The organism is Nonomuraea composti (genome assembly GCF_012034275.1).
Lineage (GTDB): Bacteria > Actinomycetota > Actinomycetes > Streptosporangiales > Streptosporangiaceae > Nonomuraea > Nonomuraea composti.
Genome location: NZ_JAATEP010000006.1, coordinates 216,069 through 229,488, shown reverse-complemented (window position 1 = coordinate 229,488; position 13,420 = coordinate 216,069). Strand labels below are relative to the sequence as shown.

The 13,420-nt window shown below is 66.1% G+C and carries 15 protein-coding genes; 8 read left to right on the top strand and 7 right to left on the bottom strand.

All coding sequences use genetic code 11. The annotated features are described in order from the left end of the window. Positions 1–74 precede the first annotated feature (74 nt). A complete protein-coding gene (locus HCN51_RS11510; protein ID WP_346433610.1) occupies positions 75–746 on the top strand; it encodes a DUF6766 family protein in 672 nt (223 codons plus the stop codon). Here HCN51_RS11510 and HCN51_RS11505 read toward each other — a convergent pair. Then, on the bottom strand, positions 690–1,601 hold the full coding sequence (locus HCN51_RS11505) for a 1-aminocyclopropane-1-carboxylate deaminase/D-cysteine desulfhydrase (protein ID WP_168009476.1): 912 nt from the start codon (positions 1,599–1,601) through the stop codon (positions 690–692). The two genes, HCN51_RS11510 and HCN51_RS11505, sit on opposite strands and share 57 nt — an antisense overlap. Positions 1,602–1,644: 43 nt before the next feature. Here HCN51_RS11505 and galK point away from each other — a divergent pair, with 43 nt between their 5' ends. Beyond that, on the top strand, positions 1,645–2,760 hold the full coding sequence (gene galK / locus HCN51_RS11500) for a galactokinase (RefSeq protein WP_168009474.1): 1,116 nt from the start codon (positions 1,645–1,647) through the stop codon (positions 2,758–2,760). Between the two features lie 44 nt (positions 2,761–2,804). On the opposite strand, the gene HCN51_RS11495 is transcribed toward galK, so the two are convergent. After that, positions 2,805–3,584 (bottom strand): enoyl-CoA hydratase-related protein, encoded by a 780-nt coding sequence (locus HCN51_RS11495; RefSeq protein WP_168009472.1) that lies wholly within the window; start codon positions 3,582–3,584, stop codon positions 2,805–2,807. A 47-nt stretch (positions 3,585–3,631) separates the two neighbouring features. Between HCN51_RS11495 and HCN51_RS11490 the strand changes: the two genes are divergently transcribed. Next, positions 3,632–4,354, top strand: a complete 723-nt coding sequence (locus HCN51_RS11490) for a tyrosine-protein phosphatase (protein ID WP_168009470.1) — start codon at positions 3,632–3,634, stop codon at positions 4,352–4,354. 5 nt (positions 4,355–4,359) lie between these two features. On the opposite strand, the gene HCN51_RS11485 is transcribed toward HCN51_RS11490, so the two are convergent. From HCN51_RS11485 to HCN51_RS11475, 3 genes are all read right to left on the bottom strand, one after another. Continuing rightward, the gene (locus HCN51_RS11485) at positions 4,360–5,490 is read right to left on the bottom strand and encodes a nitric oxide synthase oxygenase (protein ID WP_168009468.1); all 1,131 of its coding nucleotides are present in this window, start codon (positions 5,488–5,490) and stop codon (positions 4,360–4,362) included. Between the two features lie 239 nt (positions 5,491–5,729). Then, complete coding sequence (locus tag HCN51_RS11480; protein ID WP_168009466.1) at positions 5,730–6,146, bottom strand: hypothetical protein; 417 nt, start codon at positions 6,144–6,146, stop codon at positions 5,730–5,732. 163 nt (positions 6,147–6,309) lie between these two features. After that, positions 6,310–6,618: a hypothetical protein gene (locus tag HCN51_RS11475; RefSeq protein ID WP_168009464.1), complete on the bottom strand. Its 309-nt coding sequence runs from the start codon at positions 6,616–6,618 to the stop codon at positions 6,310–6,312. Between the two features lie 582 nt (positions 6,619–7,200). Between HCN51_RS11475 and HCN51_RS11470 the strand changes: the two genes are divergently transcribed. Beyond that, on the top strand, positions 7,201–7,995 hold the full coding sequence (locus HCN51_RS11470; protein WP_168009462.1) for a hypothetical protein: 795 nt from the start codon (positions 7,201–7,203) through the stop codon (positions 7,993–7,995). Between the two features lie 490 nt (positions 7,996–8,485). On the opposite strand, the gene HCN51_RS11465 is transcribed toward HCN51_RS11470, so the two are convergent. Both HCN51_RS11465 and HCN51_RS11460 read right to left on the bottom strand, forming a co-directional pair. Beyond that, a complete protein-coding gene (locus HCN51_RS11465) occupies positions 8,486–9,202 on the bottom strand; it encodes a creatininase family protein (RefSeq protein WP_080041806.1) in 717 nt (238 codons plus the stop codon). Positions 9,203–9,230: 28 nt separating this feature from the next. Then, on the bottom strand, positions 9,231–10,424 hold the full coding sequence (locus tag HCN51_RS11460) for an NsdA family TPR-like regulatory protein (protein ID WP_155128352.1): 1,194 nt from the start codon (positions 10,422–10,424) through the stop codon (positions 9,231–9,233). A 205-nt stretch (positions 10,425–10,629) separates the two neighbouring features. Here HCN51_RS11460 and HCN51_RS11455 point away from each other — a divergent pair, with 205 nt between their 5' ends. From HCN51_RS11455 to HCN51_RS11440, 4 genes are all read left to right on the top strand, one after another. Beyond that, positions 10,630–10,947, top strand: a complete 318-nt coding sequence (locus tag HCN51_RS11455) for a hypothetical protein (protein WP_080041807.1) — start codon at positions 10,630–10,632, stop codon at positions 10,945–10,947. A 140-nt stretch (positions 10,948–11,087) separates the two neighbouring features. Further along, entirely contained in the window at positions 11,088–11,231 is a 144-nt protein-coding gene (locus tag HCN51_RS11450; RefSeq protein WP_155128354.1) for a hypothetical protein, read from the top strand. A 220-nt stretch (positions 11,232–11,451) separates the two neighbouring features. Beyond that, on the top strand, positions 11,452–12,399 hold the full coding sequence (locus HCN51_RS11445; protein ID WP_168009460.1) for a hypothetical protein: 948 nt from the start codon (positions 11,452–11,454) through the stop codon (positions 12,397–12,399). Between the two features lie 95 nt (positions 12,400–12,494). Continuing rightward, on the top strand, positions 12,495–13,355 hold the full coding sequence (locus tag HCN51_RS11440) for an FtsK/SpoIIIE domain-containing protein (protein WP_168009458.1): 861 nt from the start codon (positions 12,495–12,497) through the stop codon (positions 13,353–13,355). Positions 13,356–13,420: the final 65 nt, after the last annotated feature.

Below are 13,420 nucleotides of genomic sequence, written 5' to 3'. Positions count from 1 at the left end.
GTGATGTTCACGCTGACCATGCTGGTGATCGTGGTCGGCCTGGCCTGGTTCTTCGCCATGGGGTGGTCGAAACTGTGAGGTGGCTCAAGGAGAACTCGCTGTCACTGGCCTTCCTGATCATGTTCCTGCTGGCGGTGGGCGGGCAGGCCGTGGCCGGGATGATGCAGTTCAACGACCAGCAGGCGGCCGAGGGGTCCGAGCCGGTCTCGCTGCTGCAGTACGTGACCTCGTCGTCGTTCGCGGTGGACGTGGCGGAGAACTGGCAGTCGGAGTACCTGCAGTTCTTCCTGTTCATCGTGCTCACCGTCTGGCTCGTGCAGAAGGGCTCGCCCGAGTCGAAGGAGCTGGACAAGGCCGGGGCCGAGTCCGACGAGGACCAGCAGATCGGCCCCTACGCCGACGCGGACTCGCCCGCCTGGGCCAAGGTCAAGGGCATCAGGCTGTGGCTGTTCAGCAATTCGCTCGGGCTGGTGATGGGGGCCATCTTCGTGCTGTCGTGGCTGGCGCAGTCGGTGGCGGGGCAGGCGGCGTACAACGCGGAACGGCTCGGCGACCTGCGGGATCCGGTCTCGTGGGGCGCGTACGTCACCTCGCCCGAGTTCTGGAACCGCAGCCTGCAGAACTGGCAGTCGGAGCTGCTGGCGGTGCTGTCGATGGTGGTGCTGGCGATCTACCTGCGCCAGCGGGGCTCACCCGAGTCGAAGCCCGTGGGCGCGGCCCACTCGTCGACGGGGGTCGAGGGCTGAGTCGCCGGCAACTGGCGGGAAGGGCCGGCCGGGGGCGAGGGCCGGCTCTCCGATCGGCGGGAAGGGCCGGCCGGTGACGACCGCGACGACGCGGGTGCCGGGTGCGAAGGCGCCCCGGTCGGCGAGGTCGAGGATGCCGTGCAGCATCTTCGCCACGTAGATCCGCTCCACGCCGTGCCGGGCGGCGAAGGCGTCGAGTGCGGGGGTCGTCCTGGCGTACCCGCCGAAGTGGTGGTCGAGGTCGATCGACCAGTTGTCCCACGTCCGCCCGTACGCCTCCCGCTGCAGCCTGGCCACCTCCCCCTCCAGGAACCCGGCCCCCTTCAGCACCGCGAACCCGAGCGCCCGCTTCCCCGGGGGCAGCCCCGCCGAGATCCCGGCCAGCGTGCCGCCGGTGCCCACGGGGCAGCAGATGACGTCGAAGTCGTGCCCGATCTCGGCGGGCAGCTCCGCGCAGCCGCGGACGGCCGCCGCGTTGCTGCCGCCCTCGGGCAGGATCACCACGTCGCTCCCCCAGCGCGCCCGCAGCGACGCCAGCACCTCTTCGGTGTGCTTGCGCCGGTAGGTGGAGCGGTCGAGGTAGGTGAGGGTCATGCCGCGGGCCGCCGCGCGGGCCAGGGTGGGGTTGAGCGGAAGGTGCTCCTCGCCCCGGATCACCCCGATCGTCTCGGCGCCGTGCCGCGCCCCCGCCTCGGCCACGGCCCTGATGAGGTTGGAGTGGGCGCCGCCGAACGCCAGCACCCGGCGGCCGGTCTGCTCGGGCCCCAGGTTGTACTTGAGCTTGCGCGGCTTGTTGTCGTCGTGCACCAGGAACACCCGGACCTGACCGAGCCGCGGATCCAGGAGCTCGTCCATGGCGCTAGTCTACGGTCGGGCCTTTGTTGAGGAGTGTTTGGTTATGCGCGTTGTTGAAGCTTTTCGTGCCGCCTATGGCGCGTCCCCGCAGACCGTCTGGCGGGCTCCCGGCAGGGTCAACCTGATCGGCGAGCACACCGACTACAACGACGGCTTCGTCCTGCCGTTCGCGGTGCCGTGGGGCGTCACGGCGGCCCTGACGCCGCGCGACGACGACACGATCCGCCTCCTCTCCCTCCAGTCCGGCTCCGGCGAGCCGGTCACCATCCCGACGCACGCCGACGCCCAGGGCTGGACCCGCTACGTCGTCGGCGTCCTCGACATGCTCGGCGACAAGGTGCGCGGCGCCGACATCGCGATCGACGGCGACGTCCCGCAGGGCGCCGGCCTCAGCTCCAGCGCCGCGCTGGAGGTGTCCGTCGCCTCCGCGCTCAACGACGTGCACGCCCTCGGCATGACGCCGATGGAGCTGGCCCTGCTCAGCCAGAAGGCCGAGAACGACTTCGTCGGCATGCCCTGCGGCATCATGGACCAGGCCGCCTCCGCCCTCTGCGAGGAGGGCAAGGCGCTCTTCCTCGACTGCCGCTCCCTCGGCTCCCGTACGATCCCGCTCGATCTGGCCTCCCACGGCCTGAGCATGCTCATCATCGACACGCAGGTCCACCACGAGCACGCCGGCGGCGAGTACGCCAAGCGCCGCGCCGAGTGCGAGTCCGCGGCCCGCAAGCTCGGCGTCGCCGCGCTGCGCGACGTCACGGACCTGGCCGGCGCGCTCGCCCAGCTCCAGGGCGACGAGCGCAAGCGCGTGGAGCACATCGTGACGGAGAACCACCGCGTCGAAGCCCTCGTCGGCCTGCTGCGCGCGGGCGCCGTCACCGAGATCGGCGCCCTGCTCAACGCCTCCCACCTGTCACTGCGCGACCTGTACGAGGTCTCCTCGCCCGAGCTCGACGTGGCCGTGGAGGCGAGCATCAGGGGCGGGGCCCGCGGCGCCCGCATGACCGGCGGCGGCTTCGGCGGCTCGGCGATCGCGCTGGTGCCGCTGGAGCGCCTGGAGAGCGTCAAGGAGTCGGTGTCGGACGCCTACGCCGAGCGCGGCTTCAAGGCCCCCCGCTTCCTGCCCGCCACCCCGGCCCAGGGCGCCCACCGCCTCGCCTGAGGAGCCTCAAGGAAAGGGCAGGAGGTCCGGCGGGCGGCGGCGCGTCAGGCCAGGGGCGGGAAGTTCGGCGGGCGGCGCTCCAGGAAGCTGGCGACGCCCTCCGCGAAGTCCGGCCGCCCGAAGGAGGCGAGCATCTCCTGCGTGGCGGTCTTGGCGGCCTCCTCCAGCGTGGCGTCCCAGTCGTGCCACACCTGCCGCTTGATGATCGCCATGGACGCCGGCGAGCTGTGGGAGGCCAGCTCGGCGGCGTACTCCTGCGCCTCGCGCAGCAGCGACTCGCCCGGCACCGCCCGGTTGGCCAGCCCCATCTCGTACGCCTCCCGCCCCGTGAACACCCGCCCCGACAGCAGGACGTCCATGGCCCGCTGCTGGCCCATGACGCGCGGCAGCACCCAGGAGAGCCCGTACTCGGCGATCAGCCCGCGGCGCGCGAACGCCGTGGTCCACTTGGCCTCCTCGGCCGTGAAGACGAGGTCGCAGACGAGCGCGTGCACCATGCCCAGGCCCGCGCAGGCCCCGTTGACAGCGGCGATGATCGGCTTGCCGATGGTCGTGGGGAACGTGTTGGGCCGGGGGTCGGGCACCTCGTCGTACGAGCCGGTCTGGAGGGCGTTCAGCGTCTTGAAGTCGGCCCCCGAGCAGAAGCCCTTGCCGGCGCCCGTGACCACGATGGCCCGCACTGCGGGGTTCTGCTCGGCCTCGGCCAGCAGGTCGAAGTAGCGCCGCCCCATGGCGCCGGTCCACGCGTTGAGCGTGTCGGGCCGGTTGAAGGTCAGGGTGAGCACGCCCTGGTCGTCGAGCGTCGAGAGTACGAGGTCCACCATGCCCCCAACAGAACCATGTTCTAGGCGGGGAAGGCAAGGATGAGGGCATGGAACGGGACCTGTCCTGGGACGGCTGTCACAACGTGCGCGATCTCGGCGGCCTGCGCGCCGCCGGCGGGAGGCGGACCCGGTGGGGGGCGGTGGTGCGCTCCGACACGCCCGACCGGCTCACCCCCAAGGGCTGGGAGGCGGCGGCGGCCCACGGCGTACGGACCATCATCGACCTGCGCGACCCCGGCGAGCACCACGCGTTGCCCGGCCTGCGCCCGCCCGGCATGACCGTGGTCAGCGTGCCGCTCGACCGCCGCGGTGACCCCGACCCTGTCCGCGAGCGGGACGGCGGCACGCCGCTGTACCTGGGCCCGTTCATGGAGCGCCGGCCCGACGCCTGCGTGCTGCCGCTGCGCGCCATCGCGCGGGCACGGCCCGGCGGCGTCCTCGTGCACTGCGTGGCCGGGCGCGACCGTACGGGCCTGGTCGCCATCCTGCTGCTCGCGCTGGCCGGGGTGGCGCCCGAGGACATCGTGGCCGACTACGAGCTGTCGGCGACCCGCCTCAGCCCCTTGTACGCGCTGCTGGGCGAGGTCGACGACGGCCTGCGCGTGCAGGCCCGCATGACCGCCGCCGGGAAGACCACCGCCGAGGTCGTCACGGCGCTCCTGGCGGGGCTCGACGTGGAGGCGTACCTGACGGCGGCCGGGCTGACCCCGGCCGAGCTGACCGCCCTGCGCGACCGCCTCACGGAGCCGGACGACGACACCCCCCGGTGAGCCCTTCAGCGGTGGTGGACGAAGGCCGGGGTGAGCACGCTCGTGTCGTAGTAGCGGTGGAAGACGGGCGTGGCGCTGCCCGACAGCGGCGGCACGATCCACGACCAGTCCGCCGGGCACACCCGCCCCGCCTTCTCCTCCTTCGACAGGTGGGTCAGGAAGCGCCGCGACTCGGTGTGGTGGTCCGTCATCGTGACCCCCGCCCGCTCGAACGAGTACAGCACCGCCACGTTCAGCTCCACCAGCGCGTGGTCGCGCCACAGGGTGCGCTCGGTGGAGGTGTCCAGGCCGAGCCGCCGCGCCACCACCGGCAGCTGGTCGTACCGGTCGGCGTCGGCGAGGTTGCGGGCGCCGATCTCGGTGCCCATGTACCAGCCGTTGAAGGGCGCGCACGGGTAGCAGATGCCGCCGATCTCCAGGCACATGTCCGAGATGGCCGGTACGGCGTGCCAGCGCAGTCCCAGCTCCTCGAACCACCCGTAGTCGGGATGCGCCAGCGGCACCTCCAGCACCGCGTCCCCCGGCACGTGGCACAGGAGGGGGTCGCCGAGGGGCGGCTGGATGATCAGCGGCAGCACGTCGAACCGGCCGCCCCTGCCGCGCCAGCCCAGCGCCCTGGCGGTCTCCGTGAGCGCGACGTTGCGCGGATCCCCCACGACGCCGTCGGAGGTGCGGTAGCCAGCGTACCGGATGAGCTGGTCGTTCAGGAGCCGGGGCCCGCGCCGGGCGGGCAGGTCGGGAGGCAGGACGGTGACGGTGGGCCTGATCTTGCCGTTGCCCGTGGCCTCCCGCAGGTGGGCCACGCACTCGAGGGCGACCCCCTCGGCCGTGCACACCTGCCTGCGGTCGCGCACCTTCAGCGAGCGCCAGTACAGCCGGCCGATGCACCGGTTGCTGTTGCGCCAGGCCACCCTGGCTCCGAACTCCAGCTCCTCGTACGTGTGCGTGTAGGTCCCGTAGCGGGCCACGTCCCTGGAGACGTCGCGCAGGCGGGCGTTGAGACCGCGCACGGAGGGGTTCTCGGCGTGGAAGAGCCTGATGAAGCGTTCGGCCTCCCTGAGGTCGGTGGTGCGCTCCAGCACCGCCTGGGCGGCGAGCACGTCGAAGGGGCGAAGGTTCCTGATCCAGGTACGCACGCGGCAACCAGCACTTCTCCGTCGTCGGATCGCCCCGCCGATTCCGGGTCGGCGGCACGTCCTGGTGGCAGCGCCCTCTCCTCGCCGCCGACATGACTTCCCGCGGCTCCGGCCCTTCGGACCGGCGTTCCCATTTTCCGTACCACGACCCGCTTTGTCCGCCGATCCCGGAAAAGCGTCACCATCGCGTCACACACGGTCGCGCCCCCGGGGACTCCCCGGGGACGCGGCCATGACTCCTACCTCTCCCAGACGCAGGTGAGGTGGACGACGACCCGGCTGTGATGCCGGTGCTTGCCCGCGAGCTTCCGCTTCACCACCCCGGGAGGCAGCTTCTCGGCCGGGACGCTGATGGACAGCCGGTCCTCCGGCACGACCGCCACACCGTCCTCGACGACGGTCTCCTCAGGCTCGATGTACCTCTCGTCGACCAGTTCGGCCACCTTGGCCCTGGAGAGCGTCACGGCCTTGCCGTCACTCATCCAGCACGTCAGCCTGCGACCCTGGAACCCGCCCTCGCCGTGCCCCTTCACCACGACGTCGCCGGACCTCCCGTGCACCCGCACCGGCCCGTCGTCGGCCAGCGCCGACCCCGCCATGACCCCGAGCCCGAGCACGGCGGACGTGACGACGACCGCGAGGCGTCGCTTCAACATGGGAACTCCCTCCCCGAGACGATTCGACAGCCCCGAGGGTCGCTCCCCGCCCCTGAACCCAACCTGAAGAGCGCCGAAGCCCCCCTCAGGTACGCGCCGTCATGCCGTCAGACGCAACAGGCACCGGTGACGGCGGCCACCAGCAGGACATGGGCGCGGCCGATCATGGCCAGAGCGTGTTCACCACCTGATACAGCAGGCCGACGCCGACCGCCATCGCTCCCACGACCAGCCCCGCGAATGACCTGCTCCGGTTGGACACGGTGGAGGTCGCGGGCTTTCCGCGCAGCCCAGGCCATGCCAGCAACATCGCGACGCCCCCAGAAGCCACCGTCGTCCAGATCGGCGCTTCCAGGGCCATGATGACCGGGTTGCCGACGAATAGGGCCAGACACGCGACAACCAGAGACAGGACACCCAAACGATCCGACCATCGCGTCATGGTGAGCGAGTGTAGATCGCTCATCTCCATGGACGAATTCCTCGCCACCGATCCACTCCTGGCGCCCGGAACGACTCAGGCCCTCCCACCTGTGATCGGTGAGAGGGCCTGAGCGAGGAGCTCCCGCGATAGGACTCGAACCAGGCTCTTGTTGTTCTGGTCGATTCAAAGGGGTTCAGAGGTACTGGTGGTCGATCAACCGAGTCCAGTCGGGTTCAGACTCGTTCACCCGACATGGCTCCCTACTTGGCTCCCCTGTGGCTCTCGCGCCAATCACGGCTGCTGAGTGGGAGGGTCCTTGTCGTTGCTGCTGGATGGCAATGCTGGGGGTTCGTGGCGGTGGCGAACCAGGGCGCTGAAGATCTTCCAAGCCGCGTCCAAAGGGGCAGCGGGATAGCTGCGTAGTGCTGCCTCGGTGTGGGGGTCCCAGTGCCAGGATTGTGGTGGAAGCGGAGGCCGGGCCCTGCTGCCAGCCTGCGAATGGTGTTCCTCCAGTGCCATCAAGCTCCCGCGATGGGGCTCCGAATCAGACTGGCGAATGAACCTGTCTGAGCTGTTGGCTCGTGCAAGAATCCGACAGGCATGAGAGGGGAGCGGAGGAGGTGGCATGGGATGTTGGATGTGCTGGCTAGCATAGGGGACACGATAAGTGGAGTTGGTGCCATTCTTGCAGTACTGGCAGCACTTTACGTCTCCAATAAAACTCGCCAAGACGTTCAAAGAGATAGAGATATACAGATTCTTCCAGTTCTCGCATTTCAGCCTGGAGGGATACCATTACCGTTGCATGAGCGCAACTTCGGCCATCGAATCGGCGGAATGAATCCGACCTATGTAGAGAGCGCCTTCCAGCGAATACCTGCGGATGCGAAGATTCTTGACCTAGGAAAGAAAAAGGGCGACAATAACGTCACGCAAGGCGATTACGGAGAACTATTCAATTACGGCCACGGTCCCGCATTTGATGTGAGGGTCACGTGGCAAGCTGAGGTGTTAGAAATAAGCACAGACAGTTTCCCCATAACAAAGGAGCAACGCTCTTCCCCGCGATTCGCAGAAGGATCAAATAGATTGCCAAGTGTCCCGCGACACATTCCTCCGGGGGCGAAGGGCCAACTCACAAGACTTCCCACCTTCTATATCCTTGACCTGCAAAGGGTCATTGATTCCATAGAATGTAGAGTCGTTATTCGCTACAAGGACATGCTTGGACGTCCGCTGGAAACTGTCCAGAACGCACGAATTTCGTCATTTCGCAGCGCCGATGAACCTTACTGTATTGTAACGTTCAGCGATGTGATTGGCCTTCCCGAACCACTCAATTCAGGAAGACGACCATCCGCATCCGCTGAAAGAATTTCCTGGATTAACAGACTTTTATCAAAGAGGCAGACAAGTACCGAATAGATCAGCCAGTCGCCTATGCCCCTCCTGGCCTGCCCGTCTGCCGTCGTCCCACCTGCAGAGGTAGCGGGCCAGCCGCGGGGCTGCCCCGCCGCGCGCCCGGTGTCAGTGCCCGTGATGGAGCGTAGGCGGCCCCGCGGCTGGTCTGCTAGGGCTTGCTCTGGAACGGCGGCAGGCGGGCAGGCCCTTTCCAGCCCAGCCCCATACGGCGGCTCGTTTGCGATCTCGGCTGCCCGGAGCCGGAGTGCCCCCGCCGGAGGCATGTTCTAACCCCGGCCCCGTTGCCGGCGACCGGGTGCGCTGATGAACTCGGCCCCGTAACCGGAGTAGTGCGCTTCCTCTTGCGGCCCTGTCCTTCGTCCGCGCCAGCCGACCGGCGTTGTGCGGGTCGGGGCATGGGAGCCCAAGCGGGAGTGCCCCGGCCCGTGCCGCGTCGGCGGCGCGTGCGGCCCGGTCAGGGCCGCTTTAAGTATGTGAAGAAAGTTCTCACATGTCACACGACTATGTCCATGCTCCGGAGGCAGGAACGGAATGCCGTGCCAAGGTGGTCGAGGACGGCTCGGCCTTTCTCGGCGGTAGCCAGCGAGGGGCGGCCGATGACACCCGATTTGGTGTAAGCCTCCATACCGACCGTAAGAAGATCCTTGCGATTATCTGCAAGATGGTCAACCGTGGCGTAACCGTCCAACACCAGCTCAGGATTAGACGCCAGGAGAATGGAAACCTCTAGTTCACCTGCATGCATGTCGTCGTGTGTACTGGTTGCCATGTTGGCCGCAGCTCGTGCCGTCTTCCAGTCGGTGTTCGTCGGGAAAAGAGCCATGCATCGTTCGGAAACGGTAGCTTCTTGGACAATGTTGGAAAGGACGTAATTGCCGCCATGAGCATTGAGCAGCACTAGCTTGTTGATGCCTGATGCTCGCAAGGACTCCTGAATATCAACAACGAGCGCGAAGAGGGTTCTAGCCGAGATGCTTACAGTTCCAGGCCAAGCCTTGTGCTCGTGGGAGCAGGAGATAGTAATTGGTGGCAGATGGCGTACGGGATAGAGCTGAGCGATCTCGCGGGCGATGATCGAAGCGATGGCCGCGTCAGTGGCTAGGGGAAGATATGGGCCGTGTTGTTCGAAGCTGCCAATGGGCAGGATGGCCACTTGCGCATTGCGCTCATGCTCATCCTTGGTTGTCTGAGTTGGCAGCAAATGATTCACAGAGTCTCCTTTTGTGGAGTGGTGTCCCCTACGTGATGCGGTGTGTGAGCTGGGCTAAGTCCTTCATCAAGTCTCGCACGGGAGGAAGTTTGGCGACAGGTGCGAGGCGACCAGCTAGGGCTTCGAGCTGTGTTCGGATACGTGAAGAACCGGTTCTCATCGCGATGGAGAGGGCTTCCGTCCCAGCTTGAAGGGCTCGCTCGATCTCGCCTTGAGCTGCGGCAGCGGTGGCCAGCCGGGCAAGACACAGACCTTTGTCGCGTACTTGGGTCGCTTCGGGCCACTGCGTAAGGCTGTGTTCGAAGACTGACACGGCTGCGTCCGGGTTGCCGAGAAGCACCCATGACATCCCGGCTTCCATCTCGATGTAGGACGGAGTGCAGTAGCGGGCTCTGTCTGGTGCGACCTGGTTCAGCCCGTCAGCGGCATGCTGGATGGCTTGAGCTGTGGCGGATTCGAACTCGCGAGGTTCGGCGAGAAGAGCGTGTGCGTTGGCCAGCTGCCGGAGAGAGACTGCACGAAGCCGTGGTGTCAGGTCGGGTGAGGCGTTGAGCGCGGCGTTGGCCAGACCTAGACCTTGCCCGGGTTGGCCGGCCTCGGTGGCGATGTTGCTTTTCCGCATGAGGACGTAGGCCAAGAGTTGCGGGTCGGCGAGTTCCTGGGCGTAGTCGAGTGCTTGGTTAGTCCAACGCATCGCGCACTCAGGGTCGCCAGAATCCTGGTACAGCCAGCCACAGAATTCGGCGAATTGAGCAGCGATTCTGAGTATCCGATGGCGATCGGCTCCACGTGTTGACTGTACTAGACGGTCTATCAGCGGAAGTTGGGCTTGAACGGTCGGCACCAAGTAGAGCGGGCCAAGAAGGGCGTCTGCGCGAGTGTGCTCAGCCAAGATATTTGTCAGGTAGGTGATCACCTCAGGGGAAGCTGCGCCTGGCAGGGCTGGAGGCAGCGTGGTTGGTGCTGCCATGATGACTTCGGTTTGTGCAGTGAACCCGAGGTCGGTATCCGAAGCGCGGTAGAGCTCGCAGAATATCTGTCGGTAGCTCTCCGGGACGTCTCGACGGTTGTTCTCAAACATGGAGAACAAGGTGCGCAAGCTGGAACGGGACGGGATGTCGATCTCCAGCCTGCGGCCAATCTGCTCGAACCGGACGATGGCTTGCTCCTGAGACCAGCCATGTTGCTTCCGTGCCTGCTTGAGCAAGTTCGGAATACCCATCGCACCTCGCAATGGTCCGGATTACCGTTGTCAACCCAGTGCACCCATGATGCCCCATATTTGCGCTGATCGCGCGGGGTTAACAACTTCCGTTAAGTTATGTTGGGTTTTGTCAGTCTGTCGGATCCTGATCGATAACAGTTCTATGGAGCTCACAGGGAGTTCGCACTACAAGGGGTGCGGCCCTCAATTCGGAGGTGAGCTCGTGAAGCTCCTCATCGACGTCACCGGCAAGTCGTTCATGGTGACGAAGGAAGCGGTCGAGAAGGCCGACCAGAACGGGCGTCAGAAGTCCGAGCGGGAGACCGGCCGACCGATGTGGGTCACGCAGGTCATGGCGCTGGACGAGACGGGCGGCGAGATGATCAACGTCACCACGGCCGGGGAAAGGCCCACGGTGAGCGTTGGTTCCCAGGTCGCCCTGTTCAAGCTGGAGGCTCTGCCTTGGGCGACCAACGGTCGCAACGGCGTCGCCTTCCGCGCGGCTGACATCAAGCCCGCTGGTGCTCCGGCCAGCAAGTAGACCGCACTCCTCATCTGCGCCAAGCAATAACGGCGTGAACGGTGAGCCCATGCAGGTTTTCACCTGCTGTACAAACGCGATCAACTCCAACACGGTCCACCACAACCCTGTATCTCCGATCAACGACCAGGGAGGTCGTCATGGGGATCAACATCGCTGGCAAGGACATCGTTTGTCCCGAGTGTCACCAATGGGACAGCTTCCAGATCACGTTCATGGACTCGCGCGGCGGAGAAGTCACCTGCCTCATCTGCGGTACCGACTTCTACTTCACTCCGAACTAGCCGCGCATCACAGGCTCTGCCCATGGCCTGATCACATCGTCATCCGGAGGGCTTCTACCACCTCTCCGGCCTGATCGCTCAGTCGTCTGAGATCGGCTCTGGCATTCGAGTAAGGGCCGATCTCGACGTCAACGCCTGGGATAACGCAAGCGGGACCGTATCGCCTACCACAACGCACGGCCCCGCTCCCAACCCCCGCCTCGCCAGGAGGAGGAGAGTCATGCCTCAGCGTACCTTCGGGTCGCCCAACAAGAACAGAGGCGGCTACGGCCGTCGTGGTAGCGCCGTCACGATCATTCAGACCAACGTGCACTACAGCTACCTGCGCACAGCAAAGATCACCTTCTATGTGGTGCTGATCGTCGTCGCCCTCGTCACCGCCGTGATCTCGGCGGAGTACCTGCACGGCATCCTCGTTGTGCCGTTCTCCCTCGCCGTCGGTACCGTCATCGGCGGTCTGGTCGCCTGCGTCATCGCGATCTGGCCTGTCCTGCGTGCCATCTGGTGGTGGCTACCAGAGATCACGTTCGTTCTGCTGCTTGTCGGCGGCTGGGCGTACCTGCAAGAGCAGACCAACCCGATCATCACCGGCGTCATCTACGCCAGCATCATCGCCCCCATTAGCCTAATCCCGGTGCTGCGCCGCAGCACGCTGGCGCTGGCCTGGTGCGTCATCGTCCGGCACCGCCTGCGCGCCTGCTTCACTTCCTTCCTTCCCACTGACCGGCACGGTCACCTACCGTTCATCGGTCTGGCCATCCCCACCCCGGTCGGGGAACGCGTCCGCGTCTGGCTCCGCCCCGGACTGTCCGCAGACGAGGTCGAGAAGCAGCTCGGCAAGATCGCCGTAGCCTGCTGGGCCGCCTCCGTCACAGTGACCAAGGCCCGTAAGACCAACGCCGCCTCCATTTACCTGGACATCAAACGGCGTGAAGTCCTCGGCGGCATGGTCGGCTCTCCTCTCACCGAGGACCTACCGACCGCCGAAGTGCCGGCCATCACCCCGCCGGTTGCTGCCGTTCCGGCTCAGCTCGATCTGGCTGACGTGCCGGACATTGACGACACCGAAACCACGGAGCGTCCGGCCAAGAAGAACGGCCGATCCCCGGCCGCAGGCGGCACCTTCGCCCCGACGGCCCCGGATAACCCCGACCTCGACTGGGTCTGACGCGCGTCGTCCGCTACCGGGAGAACTCCTGTTCACCTCTCCCGGTAGCACCTCTCGCATTCGTCTCAGAGACACGTAAGAGGTGTGACGCTGCCATGAATGTGGCGCTTCCCGAACTCCCGATCACGATCCCGGTAGCGCCGTCCCTGTCCATGTTCGATCCGGTGTTCATCGGAATCGATGAATTCAGCAACCCGGTCTACCTCGACCTGGTGTACCACAACCTCTTGGACGCCGGAGAACCTGGCGGCGGCAAGTCCGTACTGATTCAAAATCTCGTCGGGCACGCCTTCATGTGCCACGACTTCACCCCGGTCCTGCTGGACCCCAAGTGGGTCGAACTGGGGATGTGGATGGACGCCGCCGAAGCGGCTGGAGGCGTGTTCGTCGGCCCCGACATCGACAAGGGCCTACACGTCCTGCGACGCCTGCAAAAGGTGATGGATCGACGCTACGTCTGGCTGCTGGCCAACGGTCGTCGCAAGTTCCTGCCGCGTGACCACATCAAGGTCATCGGTGTCTTCATCGACGAACTCGCCTACTACACCGCCACCATCGGCACGCCCGAGCAGCAAAAAGAGTTCATCGCTCTGGTACGTGACCTGGTGGCCCGAGGCCGGGCCTGCGCCATGCCGGTCATCGCCGCCACCCAGCGGCCCAGCGTTGACATCATCCCAACGTCGCTGCGCGACCTGTTCGGCTACCGGGCAGCCTTTCGCTGCACCACCCCCAACAGCTCCGACATCATCCTCGGCCACGGCTGGGCCTCGGCCGGATACAACGCCCAGGCCATCAGCCCGGACACCCCGGGCGTGTTCTACCTCATCGCCGAAGGCGGCATCCCGCACCTGGCCAAAGCCGCGTACCTCAGCGACGCGCAGATCCACCAGCTCGTTGATTACGTCACCTGGATCCGCCGAACCGGCGATCCAGCATCCCTACCCCTGGCTGCCTGAACGGAGAGCCACCATGTCCCACGACCCTGACACGGTCCCGGCCTTGAGTGAGGTGCCCTGGCCCG